This window comes from Rhizobium sp. RM (genome assembly GCF_013390595.1).
GTDB lineage: Bacteria > Pseudomonadota > Alphaproteobacteria > Rhizobiales > Rhizobiaceae > Agrobacterium.
Genome location: NZ_JACAWV010000007.1, coordinates 94,269 through 110,217, shown reverse-complemented (window position 1 = coordinate 110,217; position 15,949 = coordinate 94,269). Strand labels below are relative to the sequence as shown.

The window sequence follows — 15,949 nt, the reverse complement described above, 5'->3', positions numbered from 1 at the left end:
TACGTTCAGTTCGAAATGTAATAACATTACGATGGCGCGGACTGTCAACCCGTGTGGCGCCAGTTGTGGGAAAAATGGACTCAAAAAAGTGTTGGAAAATCAGAAGGCAACGACGCCGTCAACGGGCGGAGCGCCCAGACGCCATTTTAGATAGGCGAGCGGAGGTGTGGCCACGCATGTTCGGCGCGCCGAGGATGCGGGATCACGCCGGCAAACTGTTTTGCCGGCGTGAACTCAAAAATCAACCGATGTCGGACGGGAGAACGTCAGCCGGAATGTTCTGGTAAGAAACCGGGCGCAGGAAGCGACGGATCGACATGGTGCCAACCGAGGTCGCACCGAAGTTGGTCGAGGCCGGGTAGGGGCCGCCGTGAACCATGGCATCAGAGACTTCGACACCCGTCGGGAAGCCGTTGGCAAGGACACGACCAGCCTTGCGCTCGAGGATCGGCAGAAGCTTGCGACCCAGTTCGGCGTCACCCGCATCGAGATGAAGCGTGGCGGTAAGCTGACCTTCGAAGCTTTTTGCCACTTCGATCATTTCCTCGGCGCTGTCGACCGTCACGATCAGGCCGAGTGGCCCAAAGACTTCTTCCGCAAGTGCATGGTTGGCAAGCCAGTCCTTAGCGGAAACGCGGAACAGGTAAGGTGTGGCGTTGCGCAGATTGCAGGTGGTGGTCAGAACGTCGCGAACGCCGTTACCGGCTGCGATGCGGTCGCGGCCGTCGCGATAGGCAGAGGCAATCCCGTCCGTCAGCATGACTTGTGGGCCGACCTCGGACAGCGCAGCACGTGCCGTCTCGGCAATGGCGTCAGCCTGAGACGACAGGACGACAGCGATGCCGGGGTTGGTGCAGAACTGGCCAGCACCCATGGTGAGCGAACCTGCCCAGCCCTTTGCGATGGCTTCGCCGCGTGCGTTGATCGCTTCCGGCAGAAGGAACATCGGATTGACAGAGCCTAGTTCACCGAAGAACGGGATCGGCTCTGGACGCTGTGCACACAGGTCGAACAGGGCGCGTCCACCGGCCAGCGACCCTGTGAAGCCGACTGCCTTGATGCGTGGATGCTGGACGAGGGCAGAGCCAACGTCACGACGGCCGCCCTGGATCAGCGAGAAAACGCCTGGGTGAAGGTTATGCTTCTTGACGGCAGCAAGCACGGCTTCTGCAACGATCTCGCCAGTGCCAGGGTGAGCCGAGTGACCCTTGACGACCACCGGGCAACCGGCAGCAAGCGCTGCTGCGGTGTCGCCACCGGCAACAGAGAATGCCAGCGGGAAGTTGGATGCGCCGAAAACGGCAACCGGGCCGATTGGACGCTGCATAAGGCGGATATCCGGACGGGGCAGCGGCTGGCGATCCGGCAGTGCCACGTCATGGCGGCGATCGAGATACTCGCCATTGCGAATGTGCGATGCGAAGAGGCGCAACTGACCGGTCGTGCGGCCACGTTCGCCCTGAAGACGGCCTGCCGGCAGGCCCGTTTCGGCAGAGCCGATTTCGGTGATTGCGTCGGCGCGGGCTTCGATCTCGTCAGCAATGGTGTCGAGGAACGCGGCGCGCTCTTCCCGAGTGGTGTAACCGTAGCTCCAGAAGGCGTCTTCTGCGGCCTCGCACGCCTTGTTTACCAGGTCGACCGTACCGACCGAAAAGTCGAATGCTTCGCCTTGAGCCGGTTCACTACGAAACTTTGTTTCCGTTGCGACCCATTCTCCTGCGACGAGATGTTTGCCATGCGGCTTGAAACTCATTGTGCTCTTCCCTGAAAATCGAAACCTGTGTGGAACGTCCACCCGAGACCGTACGACTGGACCGCAGGCAGCAGGCAATTTGCCGACCTGACGATCCTTGTCCGGTTGCCCTCTGCCTTAACCCTTGTGGGGCTCTGGCGAAAGACGCTTTGTACTTTATTTGCTCGAAAAGTGTGATTATTTGACGACAACGTACAACAGCCACCGCCACACCTTCCTGCGTATGCCTGCAGGAAGGTGAAGCTGATTGGCTGGCCTTTTCCACTCAGATCCGGTCCTGGGTGAATATGATGGATGGTGGATCAGGTTGTGGATGTGTCGCTCAGTCCGAAACGGCTGTGCATCAGGGTTCGCTCGATCCCGCGCAATTCCGCCAACCCCTTCAGGCGGCCGATGGCAGGATAACCTGGCTGGGCACCTCGCCTGAGATCGTCGAGGATTTCCTGTCCATGGTCCGGTCGCATCGGTATCTGGTGATCCTGGCGCCCTTCAGCGCGGCGTCGCGATTCCTCCTGGATGAGCGCCGCAATGACCGCCACCATATCCGTGCCCCCTTCCAGATGCTCGTCTTCAAAAAAGGAGCAGGGCACCGTATCGGTGTCGCGCGTTACATTACGCAGGTGAACGAAGTGAATGCGATCGGCAAAGCGTTTGGCGATGAAGGGAAGATTGTTGTCTGCACGTGCACCGAGCGAACCGGTACACAGAGTTACACCGTTTGCCCGGCTGTCGACCTGAGACAGCATGTGGGCATAATCCGCCTCGGTCGACAAGATCCGTGGCAGGCCTAGCAGGGGCCACGGCGGATCATCGCCGTGGGCGCAAATATTGATACCGACTTCTTCTGCCACTGGAACGACCTCCGACAGGAAGTCGATGAGGTTCTGTTGCAGTCTGGTACGATCAATACCTTGATAGGAGCTGAGTTTTTCAAGGAGTTGTTCTAGCGTATAACCATCTGCGGAGCCGGGCAGGCCGGCACCTATGTTCTTGCCGAGTGCCGCGATCTTTTCACCGGCCATTCCCGAAAAACGTTGTGCAGCCTGATCCTGGAGCCAGTCGGGGTAGTCCGCTCGAGCGTCTGGCCGCTTGAGAATGTGGATATCGAAGGCTGCGAAGTCGACTAGGTCGAACCGCATGGCTCTCGCGCCATGCCTGGTCTCCCACCGCAGATCGGTCCTGGTCCAATCCAGGACTGGCATGAAATTGTAGCACACAGTACGAATACCGGAGGCCGACAATCGGCGCAGCGTTTCCTGCCAGTTCAAGACGTGGCGTTTCCATTCACCTTTCTGGGTCTTGATATCCTCAGAAACAGGCACACTTTCGACCACGTCCCAGACCAGCCCGCCTGCCTTGATCGCCTCATGCCGCTTGCTGATTTCCTCCACCGGCCAGACATCGCCCGTCGTTATGTGGTGCAGTGCACTGACAATGCCTTGTGCGCCCGCCTGTGCTGCATCTTGAACTGTTACTTTGTCGACCGGTCCGAACCAGCGCCACGTATGTCTCATTGTATGTCCTTCGATGTCATGCTTGGGAAAAAGTGAGCTGCACCTTGCAGGCGCGGGTCCTGTCGCCGGCCTGCTCGAAGGCCGCCGCCGCTTCTTCCAACGGAAAGCTGTGCGAGATGATTGGCCGCACATCGATCTCACGGGATGAGATCAACGCAGCAGCGATTGCGAACTCTTCGTGGAAACGTTGCGATCCACGCCAGAGCACTTCCTTCCCGACAAGCGCATTGAGCGGGATGGTGATGTCACCTGTCACTCCCACCTGAACGATGGTACCACGCGGCTTTATTGCGGCAAGTGCGCTCCTCAGGGCGGGCGCTGCAGCAGAGCAATCGAAAATGATGTCGAAGTAACCCTTGTTGTCCTGGTAGGGGATGAGGTCTTCGGCATTGGTGGCAACGTTGATCGTACGATCCGCACCCATTGAAGGAGCTCGTGCAAGTGCTGCGTCCGCAAGGTCTGTAATAACGATCTCAGACGCTCCAGCGTGGCGCACGGCCGCAACGGTCAATAGTCCGATCGGTCCAGCGCCGGTCACCAGCACGTTTAGACCGGCGAGGTCGCCTGCTTGCGCGACGGCATGCAGGCATACCGCAAGCGGTTCGGTACAGGCCGCTTCTGCAGCCGTCACATCCTTGCTAACGAGAGCGCATTGTTTGGCCGACACAACCAGCCTGTCCCTGAACATGCCCTGTTCATGTGGCATGCGCATGGCACTTCCCATGAACCGCATTTCAAGGCAGTGAATTGGCTGGTCCTTCTTGCAGAAAAGACAATGGCCGCAGGCCTGCGATGGGTTGACGGCCACAAGTTGGCCGATCACCAAATTGCTTACGCCGCTCCCAAGAGCCTGAACATAGCCTGAGGCTTCGTGACCTGAGATGATCGGTTCACGGACGCGCACCGGTCCGAACCCCCCATCCTGATAATAATGAAGATCCGATCCGCAGATCCCGCCCGCGGCCATCTGCAGTAGGACTTCGCCTGGTCCTGGACCTGCGACACTTTGAGTTTCTATTTCCAGATGCCGCCTGCCGTAAAGACGTGCCACGCGTGTCTGCATGACTGATGCCCTTCTCTCATGAAGTAAGGAGGGACGCGGGATGGCCGCGCCCCCATTGTCTTAACGGATCAGACCAAGCTGTGTCGGTAACCAGAGGGTGACCGCCGGAATGAAGGTAATCAGTGCCAGGGCAATGAAGAGCGGGATCATCCATGGCAGGATCGCCAACGTTGTCCGTTCAACCGACATTTTGGAGATGCGGGACAGGACGAAAAGCACCATCCCGACAGGCGGTGTAAGGAGGCCGATCATGAGGTTGAGGGTCACGATCAAACCAAGATGGACAGGATCAATGCCGTAACGTGCCGCAACCGGCATGAGAATAGGCACGAGAATGCTGATCGCCGCTATCGTGTCGAGGAATGCTCCCACCACCAGGAGCAGAATGTTGACGATGATAAGGAACGTCCACCAATTGCTGGTCATCGAAAACATGAAGTCTGAAAAGAGCTGGGCCGCCTGGCTGACGGTCAAAAGCCATGCGAAGATTGACGCTGCTGTTACGATGAAAAGGACGGATGCAGTCGTCTCGATTGTATCGAACGTTGCCTTCGACAACGTTTTGAAAGTCATCGTACGATAACGCACAAGGCCAAGAAAGAGCGACCACAGCACAGCCGCTACCGCAGCTTCTGTCGGCGTGAACCATCCCATCGTCATGCCGCCAATGAGGAGGACAGGTGTCATCAAGGCCATCACTGCCGAGAAGTCATAATACCAGTCGAGTGCAACAAGCACGACAAGTCCAAGCAGTACGGCCACATTGATGGACAGCCCAGCGACGATCATCAGATAAACAGCAACAGGAAACGCGAGAACGATCACAACTTCCATCGATGCTGAAAGGAGCTGTTTGAGTTCGAAGGGCGTATCCGACCCCCAGCCCTTGCGCTTGGCAAAGACATAAACCGTCAGCATCATGAGGACGGTCATGACAACACCGGGTATGATGCCAGCCATGAATAGGGCACCGATCGAGGCGTTCGCCATCATTCCGTAGATCACGAAGGGCAGGGATGGAGGGAAGATTGGCCCAAGCGTGGCCGAGGCTGCAGTCACGCCTACGGCTGCCTCAACCGGGTAGCCGTGATCTTTCATTGCTTTGATTTCGATCGTCCCGATGCCGGCGGCGTCGGCAAGTGCCGTTCCAGACATGCCGGAGAAAACGACGGAGCCAATAATGTTCACCTGAGCAAGACCACCCTTCATCCAGCCGACCAGGGCAAGCGCAAATCGGTAGATACGACTTGTCACTCCCGCGATGTTCATCAGATTTCCGGCGAGAATAAAGAAGGGAACCGCGATCAGTGGAAAGCTCTCCACACCTGCGATCATGCGCTGGGCGGCGATGATGTCGGGCGCGACGTCGTAAATGACGAGATAAAGTAGCGACGAGACAGCCATTGAAACCGCAACGGGCGTACCGATGATGAGAAGCAGAAGAAAGGAGCCGATGAGCAGAAGCATAATCTATATTCCCTGTGTGCTGACGGCTTCCTGAGCCTTCTCACGGATTGTCTGTTTGCCTGTGATGTCCTTGATGAAGTTGTGCAGGGCGCGAACGAACATCAGCGCGAAGGCTGCAAAAACGGTGTAGAAAACGATGCCACGCGGGAGGTCTATAGTGACCATGCGCTCGTCGCCGACGATTTCGAGATACCGCCACATAAGCCACGTTATGTAGGCAAAGAAGCTGATGGTGATCAGGTCGACGACAAGCTCCAAGGCGCGACCGACAGGTTTTGACAGGAAACGGTAAATCAGGTCGACGTGAATGTGCCGGAACATGCGCACGCACATGACCGAACCGAGAAAAACCACGACAACGAGACAATTGGCGGCAATTTCTTCCGTCCATGCGAAACTATCGTTAAGGACATAACGGGTGAAGAATTGCAGGAAGACGCACAGCCCCATACCCCAGAAGACGGCAAGGGTCAGCCAGTCCTCTAGCGCATAGGGGGAAAGATCAACCGGGCCGACTTCTTCCTCGAAAGCGTGCGCCATTTCTTCGACGCTGACAGGGGCGTGCTGATGGTCAGTCATTGAGGGACTCCAGGCAGAAGGTCTTGATGGGGTGCATCCCGGCCCAGTCGGAGCCGGGATGCTCACATGCATCACTTGATGGCGCGAATTGCGTCCCAGTCGGCTTTTTCGTAGCCGAAGTCTTCGAGCTTCACCTTTTCGATGACGTTCTTCTCGAAGTCTGCCTTGTCGACTTCAGCGACATTGATACCCTTGGATTTGAACTCGTCGACGAGTGCGAGTTCACGGGCTTCGATTGTCTTTGTCGTACGCGCAGCCGCTTCCTGCATGACCTCGGTGAAGATCCTTTTGTCTTCATCCGAGAGGCTTGCCCAGCGTGTCTTGGAGACCAGGGTGTTGAGGTGGTCAACGATGTGACCGCTTAGGACGATGTTTTTCTGGACCTCGTAGAATTTTTTCGCCTCAATCGTCGTCAGCGGGTTTTCCTGTGCCTCCACAGTGCCGTTTTGAAGCGCGAGATAGACTTCTGCAAAAGCGATCGGCGTCGTGTTCGCACCGCAAGCGCGCGGCATCGCGAGATATGCAGGAACGTCGGGAACGCGCATCTTCAACCCGGCCATATCCGAGCATTTCGCAATCGGCTTGTTCGAGGTTGTATGTCGAGTACCGTAATAGCTGACCGCGACGATGTGGTTGCCCGTCTTGTCTTCATAACCCTTTGCGAGTTTTTTGAAGACGTCACTCTTGGTGTAGGCAATAAGGTGGCTCGGATCACGGAAAATATAAGGGAAATAGGTGACGCCGATCGGCTTGTGATCACGGGCTGCAAAGCTTGAGCCGGAAATGATGATATCGACCGTACCGAGCTTCAGGCCCTGGTTAATATCGGCTTCCTTGCCGAGCTGGGAGGCCGGGAACACGTCGATCTTGTAGCGACCATCGGTACGCTTGGCGATCTCTTCTGCCGCCCAGACCGAGTCCGTGTGGAACGGTTCGGATGTTTCATAGACGTGTGCCCACTTAAGAGCGGTTTGAGCCTGTGCAGCAAAGGTCGACAATAAAATTGCTGCTGTTGCACCCATCAAAGTTGTCAATCTGATTTTCATTCTTAACTCCTCCCGAATTAAAGCCAGATCAGTTGCATTGTCCCGCCACCGCATTCGGTAGCGATCACTCCTCTCCGATCGTTTCCTCCCCGAAACTTTCGGAAAATCTTTTTTGCGACAAGGTCAGGTGCTGCCGCATTGCCTCGCGCGCGCCCTGCGGGTTGTTCGCGGCGATTGCGTCACGGACAACCCGATGCTCATCAACAGCGAGGTTCCAACTGTGGGGCCCTTCAAAATAGCTGGCGAGCTTCTGGAAATAGGGGGAAAGGCTGCGCTCGTCATAAATTAGGCCCGTAAATCGGTTGAGCGCGGAATTGCCGATTATATCGGCGATAGCGGTGTGGAAGGCGCGGTCTAAGTGAAGTGCCTGCGGCGAATTGTCGACTGAATTGGCCATGCGTTCGATGATGTCATCCAGTCTGGCGATGGCATCAGGACCCGCAATGCGCGCGGCCTCTTCAGCGATCGCGCTCTCGATGATGCATCTCGCCTGCAGGATCTCGAAGGGGCCATGGGCGTCGGGGACCGGGGAAACCTGCTCCTGCGGCCGTCCCGCTGCGTTGACGTAGACGCCTGAACCCATACGAATATGGATATGGCCTTCCACTTCTAGAACAATAAGCGCTTCACGGACCGTCGGACGGGAAACGCCAAATCGTTCGGCAAGATCACGCTCCGCCGGTAGACGCTGACCGTCTACCAACTCTCCGGTTTCGATGAGTAAACGAATTCGCTCCGCGACCAGCCTGTAAAGGCGGCGCGGCTCCAAAGCCACGAACATGATTTCCTCCCGACGCGAAAGTCTCCCCCCTTCGCGCAAGCGGTAAGATTGTCTTACCAATTTAATTTGTGATCGTTCAGCTTGATAAAGTCAATCCGAGAGGTGCTAAAAAATTAGATCGATACAAATCGTTGTTTTAAATGAGTAATTTAGAAATTCTGATGTATTGTTATTGTGCGAACGTTGCGGGAAATTGGTCAGGTGGCTAGGCCGTCATACGACTCGTAAGCCTTATGACGGCTGCACCAAGGTGGGTCAGGTGGTGGCCGACGTAAGCTTCAGTTTCCCGTCCTCGCTAACGATGAGGCCAAGTTCGGCGTAATCGCCGATCGAGAGATGCGGCGCGTCGATGGGGTGGGAGTGTGTTGTGTTGATAACGACAACAGTGGCTCCCATTCGCTCGCCGGCTTGGATGCCCGCAGGCGCATCTTCAAAGACCACACAGTTCTCGGGCAGTATTCCAAGCATCGCCGCCGCTTTTTTATAGCCCTCGGGATCAGGCTTTCCGTCTACAACATCTTCGGCGCATATCATGACTTCGGGCGGTGTCAATCCGGCCGCCGCCAGCCTGCGTTCGGCAAGTGCACGCGCTGCAGAGGTGACGATGGCCCACGTGCCGACAGGGAGTTTCTTCAGGAACTCGGCCGCACCCGGGATCTGGACGATGCCATCTACGTCATCCATTTCCTTTTGCAGTAGGATGGCCGCCTGTTCATCGACATCAAGGCCAGGCACTGCTTCGCGCCGAACGACCTCTGATGCCCGCATGCCGTGGATGCGATTGAGAAAGGCGTTGGGTTCGATGCCGTTCGCGACAGCCCATTCACGCCAGACACGTTCCACAACGGCAATGGAATTGACCAACGTTCCGTCCATATCGAAGAGGAACGCGGAATGTTCGCGCGTCAAGGCGGCCTCAGCCTTTGTTACTTTGTTGTGCATGTGAGTTCCTGATGTTCTTGCCTGTTCGTTGGCGGACTGCACTCCTCTCTATCGTATAGCTTAGAGCGACGGAATCATTTTCCTCGACCTACCCGTCAACCGCAGTCTCTGATGGGCAAGATTTAACCCAAGCCTGGCGCAAGCTTGCCGTCCCAGAATCGGACAATTGATGATACCTCTGACTCGACACGCTTCGTTGCCCTTTGCACGGGTCCAGTGTTTCAGGTTGAGAAGAGATGGGCATTGACTGAGCTTTGTCATGCTCGTTTCAAAATGAAGATATGGAATTAAAATCAATGGATGAGCCGGATTTTTCAATGTTTTTAAAGAAGCATTCTGGCGCGGCGTTTTCTTAACGACGAGATCATTTCCGCCATAACGTTAACCTTTTGTTAACCATATTAGAGCTACCTGATGTCAACGATTTGTTTACCAAGATGACCAAAGTGCTAACAGACCAGCGTTCGATCCGTATTAAAGGCCGCTCCTTTCTGGCCGTTGTCCTATCGCCTGAGGCGCCTGTCGAGCAGTGGTTGGAGAGGCTCGACGATCTGGCGGCTCGCTCAGCAGGCTTTTTCCTTGCGCGGCCAGTCGTACTTGATGTTGCAGATCTCCAGGTCGATAAAGCGGGCCTGAAGGCGCTTCTCGCTGCGCTGACGGAACGCAATGTCGGCATCATGGGCATTGAGGGTGTGCGTCCGTCGATGATTGAGCCAGGCATGCCGCCTGCCTTGAAGGGCGGCAAGCCTGCATCCGATGTCGAGGTTGAGCCTGTAGCGTCAGCACCTGTTGAGGCTGAAGAGCCAAAACCGCGATCGATCAACGAAGTTCGTGCCGTCGTCCAGTCGCTTGTCATCAACGAACCTGTCAGGTCCGGCCAGTCGATCATGTTTCCGGAAGGCGATGTGACGATTATTGGCTCGGTTGCCTCAGGAGCAGAGATCATCGCGGGTGGCTCTATCCACGTTTATGGGGCCCTGAGGGGCAGAGCCATGGCGGGGTCACTTGGCAATGTTACGTCACGCATTTTTTGCCGCAAACTTGAAGCCGAGCTTCTCGCAATCGACGGCGTCTATAAGGTTGCAGAAGATATAGACGAGAAGCTGCGCGGTCAGCCGGTCCAGCTTTGGCTGGAGAACGATACAATCAAAGCAGAAAAACTCAATTGAGCCAAAATGGCCAGAAAACAGGACAGGAGAGCAATATGGGGAAGGTAGTCGTCGTAACTTCCGGAAAGGGCGGGGTCGGCAAGACCACCTCGACTGCTGCGCTGGGCGCTGCTCTGGCACAGAACAAGCAGAAAGTCGTCGTCGTGGATTTTGATGTCGGCCTGCGCAACCTCGATCTCGTCATGGGTGCCGAGCGTCGCGTTGTCTATGACCTCGTCAACGTTATCCAGGGTGATGCGAAGCTGACCCAGGCGCTTATCCGTGACAAGCGCCTCGAAACGTTGTTTCTCCTGCCAGCCTCCCAGACAAGGGACAAGGACAATTTGACACCCGAAGGCGTCGAATGGGTCATCAACGAACTCAGAAAACACTTCGACTGGGTAATTTGTGATAGTCCTGCGGGTATCGAGCGGGGTGCAACGCTCGCAATGCGCCACGCCGATGTCGCTGTCGTTGTCACCAATCCGGAAGTGTCTTCCGTCCGCGATTCCGATCGCATCATCGGGCTGCTCGATTCCAAGACCGTGAAAGCCGAGCGTGGCGAGCGCATGGAAAAGCACCTTCTGCTTACCCGCTATGATCCCGCTCGCGCCGAACGGGGCGATATGCTGAAGGTCGATGACGTCCTGGAAATCCTTTCCATTCCGCTGCTGGGCATCATTCCAGAAAGCTCGGATGTTCTTCGGGCGTCGAATGTCGGTTCCCCGGTAACGCTGGCCGATGCACGCTGCGCACCGGCGATGGCTTATTTTGATGCCGCGCGACGCCTCTCCGGTGAAGAGATCCCTGTTGTCGTACCAGGTGAGAAGCGTGGTATCTTCTCGAAGATCTTCGCAAGGAGGGCTGCATGAGCATCTTCAGTCTTTTTCGCAAGCAGAAGTCTGCGCCACTTGCGCGCGAACGTCTGCAGGTTTTGCTCGCGCATGAGCGGGCATCGTCAGGGTCCGATCTTGTCGCAATCCTGAGGGAAGAAATCCTCGCAGTGATTTCAAAACATGTGCAAATCGACAACGATAAGGTTCAGGTTCGAATGGACCGGGACGAGCACGTATCTGTGCTGGAAATCGATGTCGAGATCCCGCTTGGGACAGACCTGAAGGCGGCTTGATCGTTCGTTCAAACAGCGCCGTCGGTTCATCAATCGGCGGCGTCTCCTTATTCAACGGTCGTATCAATCGGGTTTCGGAACGTGGCTGCAAGATCGTCGGGCAGAGGACGCCGAAGGTTCATTCCGTCGGGCGGGATCGGTGCGTTGAACCATTTGTCGTAGATCTTGTCGATCTCGCCACTGGAATAGATTTTAGCCAGAGCGCCATTTACTGTATCTCTGAAGTCAGTGTCACCATGCCGCATCATCAATCCATATGGTTGGGGAGGGGCAAGGTAGTCACTTGAAATGGTGTAGTCGGCAGGTTTTCCGGTCTCTGCGACGAATGACCTCAACAGTATATCGTCCATAATGAAGGCCGACGCACGACCTTCTGTCACCATGTCGAAGCCACCCTTTGTGCTGTCGTTCTGAAGGACGGCGATGCTCATGTTCTTGCGCCGGTTCAAAGCATTCAATTGACTGATATTGATTGTCCCCGTAGTCACTGAAACGGTTCTCCCGGCGAGATCGTCGACCGTCTGCAGGTTGCTTGAGCTCAGCGCCACATATCGGGTTCCTGTCAGGAAAATGCCGTAAGAAAACCAGACGGCCTTACGCCGTTCTTCCGTATTGGTGCTGGCGACACATTCGAGGTCGATCGCTCCGCTATTGAGCATCATGACCCGGTTACTAGGTGTCCGTTCAACGAATTCGATCCTGATGTCCGGGCGGCCGAGCTTTTCTCTGATTGCCTCAGTCACAAGGAGGCAAAGATCGATACTGTAACCGATCGGGCTCGGGGTCGCCGCGAGATAGGAAAACGGCATATTGTTGTCGCCGTAACCGATTTTAATGACACCGTTTCGCGCTATCGTATCGAGGGTAGGGGGCTGTGCTTCGCCGTCAGATGCGAAGACTGGTGTGGTGGGGATGATGATTAAGGCAACCCACAATGCCGAACGCTTCATAAGGGGGCTCCAGACACGTGATCCATCGAGATTGAAGTTAAGTGACAACCGGTTTTGTCCCGCCTCGATCATTCCTGATATTCGCTTGGATTGTTGTAGGCTTGCCTGAGAGTGCTGGTCATTGGGAGCTTCAGGTTCATTCCGTTCGGGGGGATCGGAGAGGTGAACCATTTCGTGTAGAGATCGTTGATTGTCTTACTGGTGAATATCCTCCTCAAGCTCGTGTTCACGGCTGCTTTGAATGCAGGGTCATCGCGTCTGAACATCAAGCCGTAGGGCTCAGGTGCGCTCAGCGTATCTTCGGATAGGCTGTAGAGGTCTGGATTTTCGGACGTTGCTGCGAGAGCTGCAAGTAAAATGCCATCCATGACAAACGCCGAAGCCTTGCCGGACGCAACAAGCTCGAAGGACTCCTCGTTGGTTTTGGTTGGCATGACTGAAATGTTGAGCCCTTTCTGCCGATTGACTGCGTTGAGTTGCTCAATATTGACGGTTCCAGAAGCCGACGTGACGGAACGGCCGGCAAGATCCGAAATCTTTGTAAGATGATCGGCGCTCCGGGAGAGGAACTGGGTCGCGGTCATAAAATTCGGGTATGAAAAATCGACCATTTTTCTGCGCTCTGCATTGTTGGTCGTAGCAGCGCACTCAAGGTCGATTTGGCCGGATTTGACGAGGATAAACCGTGTCGCCGGCGTTGCCTTGACATATTCGATATCAAGTTTGTTGAGCCCGAGTTTCTTTCGGACGTCCTCTGCGATCGTTTGGCAAAGATCGGTTGAGAAGCCGACAATTTTTCCGTCCGGCAATTGATAGGAGAATGGCGGCTCGGCTTCGCGATAGCCGATCCTGATCTTTCCGGATTGCGAAATTCGCTCCAGCGTGCCTGTGTCATCAGCGGCATGCGAGACGTTGTTGGGGGCCAAGGACGTCAGGAGGAAAAGGCAAGGCATGAAATAACGCATGTCATTTTCCTTTTGCTCAGCGCGATTGCGCTTCGTTCGATCAAGTTTCAAATTGCTTGTGCTGAAATTTCATATTCCCTCTCCGGCGACGGATCGATGTGCCGATGCGCCAGCGAGGGCAAAGTGTCTGCAGTCCGGTTCTTTGTAATTTCGGCAAGTGGAGCAGGTTCGGCAAAATAATATCCCTGCGCCTCGTCGCATTGGAGGAGCCTGAGTGCTTCGACCTGTGCCTCGGTTTCGACCCCTTCGGCTGTTACTTCGAGGCCGATCTGTTCAGCCATATCCGTTATGGTGCGAACGATTGCTGAGCACATTGGATTGCCAGGAAGTCCGGAGACGAACTCGCGATCGATCTTGATTTTGTCGAAGGCTATGTGTGTGAGACTGCTCAAGCCCGCGTAGCCCGTTCCAAAATCATCAAGAGCGAGGCGCACGCCGCGGTCTTTCAACCGCTTGAGGGCCCTGACGCCGCTGTCTTTTTCCAGCATGGCCGTCTCAGTGACCTCGAGTTCAAGTCGCGCTGCTGGCAGGCCCGATTTGGCGAGGGCACTGTCGACAATCTCGACTATATCGTCGTGGGACAACTGTACGGCCGAGAGGTTGACGGCGAGACGGATATCCTGCGGCCAGGCCATGGCATCGCGGCAGGCCTGCGATATGACCCATTCACCCAATGGTTTGATGAAGTTGCTTTCTTCTGCGAGAGCGATGAAGCGCTCCGGAGAAATGACGCCGAGCGTGTTATGGCGCCACCTTGCAAGTGCCTCGTAAGCCGCGATCCGGCCTGTTTTCAGGTCGATGATCGGCTGGTAATGGAGCTCGAATTCGTGGTTTTGCAGCGCCGCCTTCATGTCTATCTCAAGCGCATGTTTGTCTTGCGTCGCCATGTCCATGCCCGGCTCGTAAAAGACAAATAGACCGCATCCCATAGACTTTGCACGATAAAGACCAAGGTCAGCGTGCTGCAGAAGCTGGCTGGATGATGTGCCGTGATCCGGCGCGCAGGCAATGCCGATGCTCGTGTCAATGCTCACAGTTGTACTGCCGAGGCTGAAGTTCTGAGAGACGGCTTCTACCACCCGCCTTGCCAGCGCTTGGCCTTCTTTCTCTTGATCTTTATCGACAGCCTGAATGATTGCGAACTCGTCTCCGCCCAGCCTGCTGACCATGTCATTTGGGCCGAGAACTGGGGAAATTCGTGCTGCTACCGCCACTAGCAAAGCGTCCCCGGATGCATGCCCAAATGTGTCATTGACCGCTTTGAAGCGATCCAGATCAAGAAGCATCACGTTTACGCGGGTGCCTGTCGCGGCAAGTTGATCAAGGCATGCATCAAGGGTTTTCATCAGAAGGACACGATTGGGGAGGCCTGTCAGCGCGTCATGATGCGCCATGTGTTCCATCTGTTGGGCCATGTCGCGGATTTGTCTGAGATGACTGCGCTCCACGACGGCCTCGCGAAGCGTCTCGATGGCGACCGCCATATCGCCGATCTCGTCACGGCGATCCTGGAACGGCGTTACCATGTCGGTTTTCTCGCGAGCGATTTGCAGCGTCGCCTGAACGAGCACAGGTACGGGTTTTAAAACGCGACGGGCCATCACGGCGACCAGAATTCCCGTCACGAGCAGGACGGCAACCAGTGCTATCAGAGAGTTATAGAAAAGCTTTCGTTGCGCCCCGTAGAGTTCTTCGGCACCACCGATACTGACGGCAACCGCGCCGATCGGTTGCCTTGTGGTATTGTTTATGATGGGCAACAGGCCAATGTAGTGATCGGCGTCGCCTATGGTCGCAAAATCTGCCGCAAACTCGCCACGTGCTGCGCTGTCGGCAAGTGTCGGGCGCGCAATCAGTTTACGTTCATCCTCCTGATTGTTGTCGTCGTAGGCAGCAGCAATTTGTTTGAAACTGGCATCTTCGGCGTCGAAGCGGAAAAGCCATGCCGGCTTCTTTGTCTGGGCGCTGATAAGGGCCAGTACATCGCTCGGATCAAACCCGGTGACCAGGATGGATTCGTCATCGCCGATTGGCTGGGATGTCAAAATGCCGTTGACCTGCCCGTCCGGATCGGCGTTGACGCTCACATAAGTGTAGACGCTGCGTAGTGTCGCACTGGCAATCTGGGAGTTCAAACGCGCTTGACTTAGCCATTGTTCGCCCGCTGCAGCAACAAACATGTACCAGCCAACCAGCGCACCGACACTGTACGAGAAGACGACACCAGCCAGGAAAATAAACGTAATCTTGTTGACGAGCGAGCGGCGACCGGGCAGACGGGAACGCCTCGGCGTTTTCGCCGAGTCCGGGTTTAGCCCGTGCTGTTTCTGTCTATCCCTATGCCAATAGGCAGGCTCGTCCATTCGCGATATTCCCCCGTCGCGTGGCCTGATTGCGTGTCATGAAAATTCATAAAATATGTATTGGAATGCTGCCTGCTAATTAATTCAACAAAGTTTAGATGTGATTAAGAATTAGCCCATCTTTTTACGATCCCCGCTTGTAAGCTGAAAATAATTCAGCGCCGGCGCGCATGACCTAGTGAGCTCTGTCACTGGAGCCTTCGAATTTGTTCTCCGGGGCAAGACCGTGGCCTTGCCAAGGTGATCAGA

14 protein-coding genes are annotated in these 15,949 nt (G+C 55.7%); 3 read left to right on the top strand and 11 right to left on the bottom strand.

Features of this window, described 5'->3' with window-relative positions:
• Positions 1–241: 241 nt before the first annotated feature.
• The 8 genes from HWX89_RS05160 to HWX89_RS05125 form a co-directional block, all read right to left on the bottom strand.
• Positions 242–1,753 carry an aldehyde dehydrogenase (NADP(+)) gene (locus HWX89_RS05160; protein WP_138793318.1) on the bottom strand — a complete coding sequence of 504 codons (1,512 nt, stop codon included), beginning with the start codon at positions 1,751–1,753 and terminating at the stop codon, positions 242–244.
• Between the two features lie 302 nt (positions 1,754–2,055).
• Positions 2,056–3,267 (bottom strand): mannonate dehydratase, encoded by a 1,212-nt coding sequence (gene uxuA / locus HWX89_RS05155; protein WP_138793317.1) that lies wholly within the window; start codon positions 3,265–3,267, stop codon positions 2,056–2,058.
• A gap of 16 nt (positions 3,268–3,283) precedes the next feature.
• Positions 3,284–4,330, bottom strand: coding sequence for an L-idonate 5-dehydrogenase (locus HWX89_RS05150; protein WP_138793316.1), 1,047 nt, complete (start codon positions 4,328–4,330; stop codon positions 3,284–3,286).
• 60 nt (positions 4,331–4,390) lie between these two features.
• Complete coding sequence (locus HWX89_RS05145; RefSeq protein ID WP_138793315.1) at positions 4,391–5,797, bottom strand: TRAP transporter large permease; 1,407 nt, start codon at positions 5,795–5,797, stop codon at positions 4,391–4,393.
• 3 nt (positions 5,798–5,800) lie between these two features.
• Entirely contained in the window at positions 5,801–6,376 is a 576-nt protein-coding gene (locus HWX89_RS05140; RefSeq protein ID WP_138793314.1) for a TRAP transporter small permease, read from the bottom strand.
• A gap of 71 nt (positions 6,377–6,447) precedes the next feature.
• Positions 6,448–7,422, bottom strand: a complete 975-nt coding sequence (locus HWX89_RS05135) for a sialic acid TRAP transporter substrate-binding protein SiaP (RefSeq protein WP_138793313.1) — start codon at positions 7,420–7,422, stop codon at positions 6,448–6,450.
• A gap of 64 nt (positions 7,423–7,486) precedes the next feature.
• Positions 7,487–8,203, bottom strand: a complete 717-nt coding sequence (locus tag HWX89_RS05130) for a FadR/GntR family transcriptional regulator (RefSeq protein ID WP_138793312.1) — start codon at positions 8,201–8,203, stop codon at positions 7,487–7,489.
• Between the two features lie 255 nt (positions 8,204–8,458).
• Entirely contained in the window at positions 8,459–9,145 is a 687-nt protein-coding gene (locus HWX89_RS05125; protein ID WP_138793311.1) for an HAD family hydrolase, read from the bottom strand.
• Between the two features lie 437 nt (positions 9,146–9,582).
• Here HWX89_RS05125 and minC point away from each other — a divergent pair, with 437 nt between their 5' ends.
• Genes minC through minE form a run of 3 tightly spaced genes read left to right on the top strand, consistent with a single transcriptional unit; the run spans position 9,583 to position 11,422 of the window.
• The gene (gene minC, locus HWX89_RS05120) at positions 9,583–10,314 is read left to right on the top strand and encodes a septum site-determining protein MinC (protein WP_178340630.1); all 732 of its coding nucleotides are present in this window, start codon (positions 9,583–9,585) and stop codon (positions 10,312–10,314) included.
• A gap of 35 nt (positions 10,315–10,349) precedes the next feature.
• The gene (minD, locus tag HWX89_RS05115) at positions 10,350–11,165 is read left to right on the top strand and encodes a septum site-determining protein MinD (protein ID WP_138793309.1); all 816 of its coding nucleotides are present in this window, start codon (positions 10,350–10,352) and stop codon (positions 11,163–11,165) included.
• A complete protein-coding gene (gene minE / locus HWX89_RS05110; protein WP_138793308.1) occupies positions 11,162–11,422 on the top strand; it encodes a cell division topological specificity factor MinE in 261 nt (86 codons plus the stop codon). Before minD ends, minE begins: the two co-directional genes overlap by 4 nt.
• A 47-nt stretch (positions 11,423–11,469) precedes the next feature.
• On the opposite strand, the gene HWX89_RS05105 is transcribed toward minE, so the two are convergent.
• The 3 genes from HWX89_RS05105 to HWX89_RS05095 form a co-directional block, all read right to left on the bottom strand.
• A complete protein-coding gene (locus HWX89_RS05105; protein WP_138793307.1) occupies positions 11,470–12,372 on the bottom strand; it encodes an amino acid ABC transporter substrate-binding protein in 903 nt (300 codons plus the stop codon).
• A gap of 68 nt (positions 12,373–12,440) precedes the next feature.
• Positions 12,441–13,337 (bottom strand): amino acid ABC transporter substrate-binding protein, encoded by an 897-nt coding sequence (locus tag HWX89_RS05100; protein WP_138793306.1) that lies wholly within the window; start codon positions 13,335–13,337, stop codon positions 12,441–12,443.
• A 47-nt stretch (positions 13,338–13,384) separates the two neighbouring features.
• Positions 13,385–15,700, bottom strand: coding sequence for a putative bifunctional diguanylate cyclase/phosphodiesterase (locus HWX89_RS05095; RefSeq protein ID WP_138793305.1), 2,316 nt, complete (start codon positions 15,698–15,700; stop codon positions 13,385–13,387).
• Between the last annotated feature and the right edge of the window lie 249 nt (positions 15,701–15,949).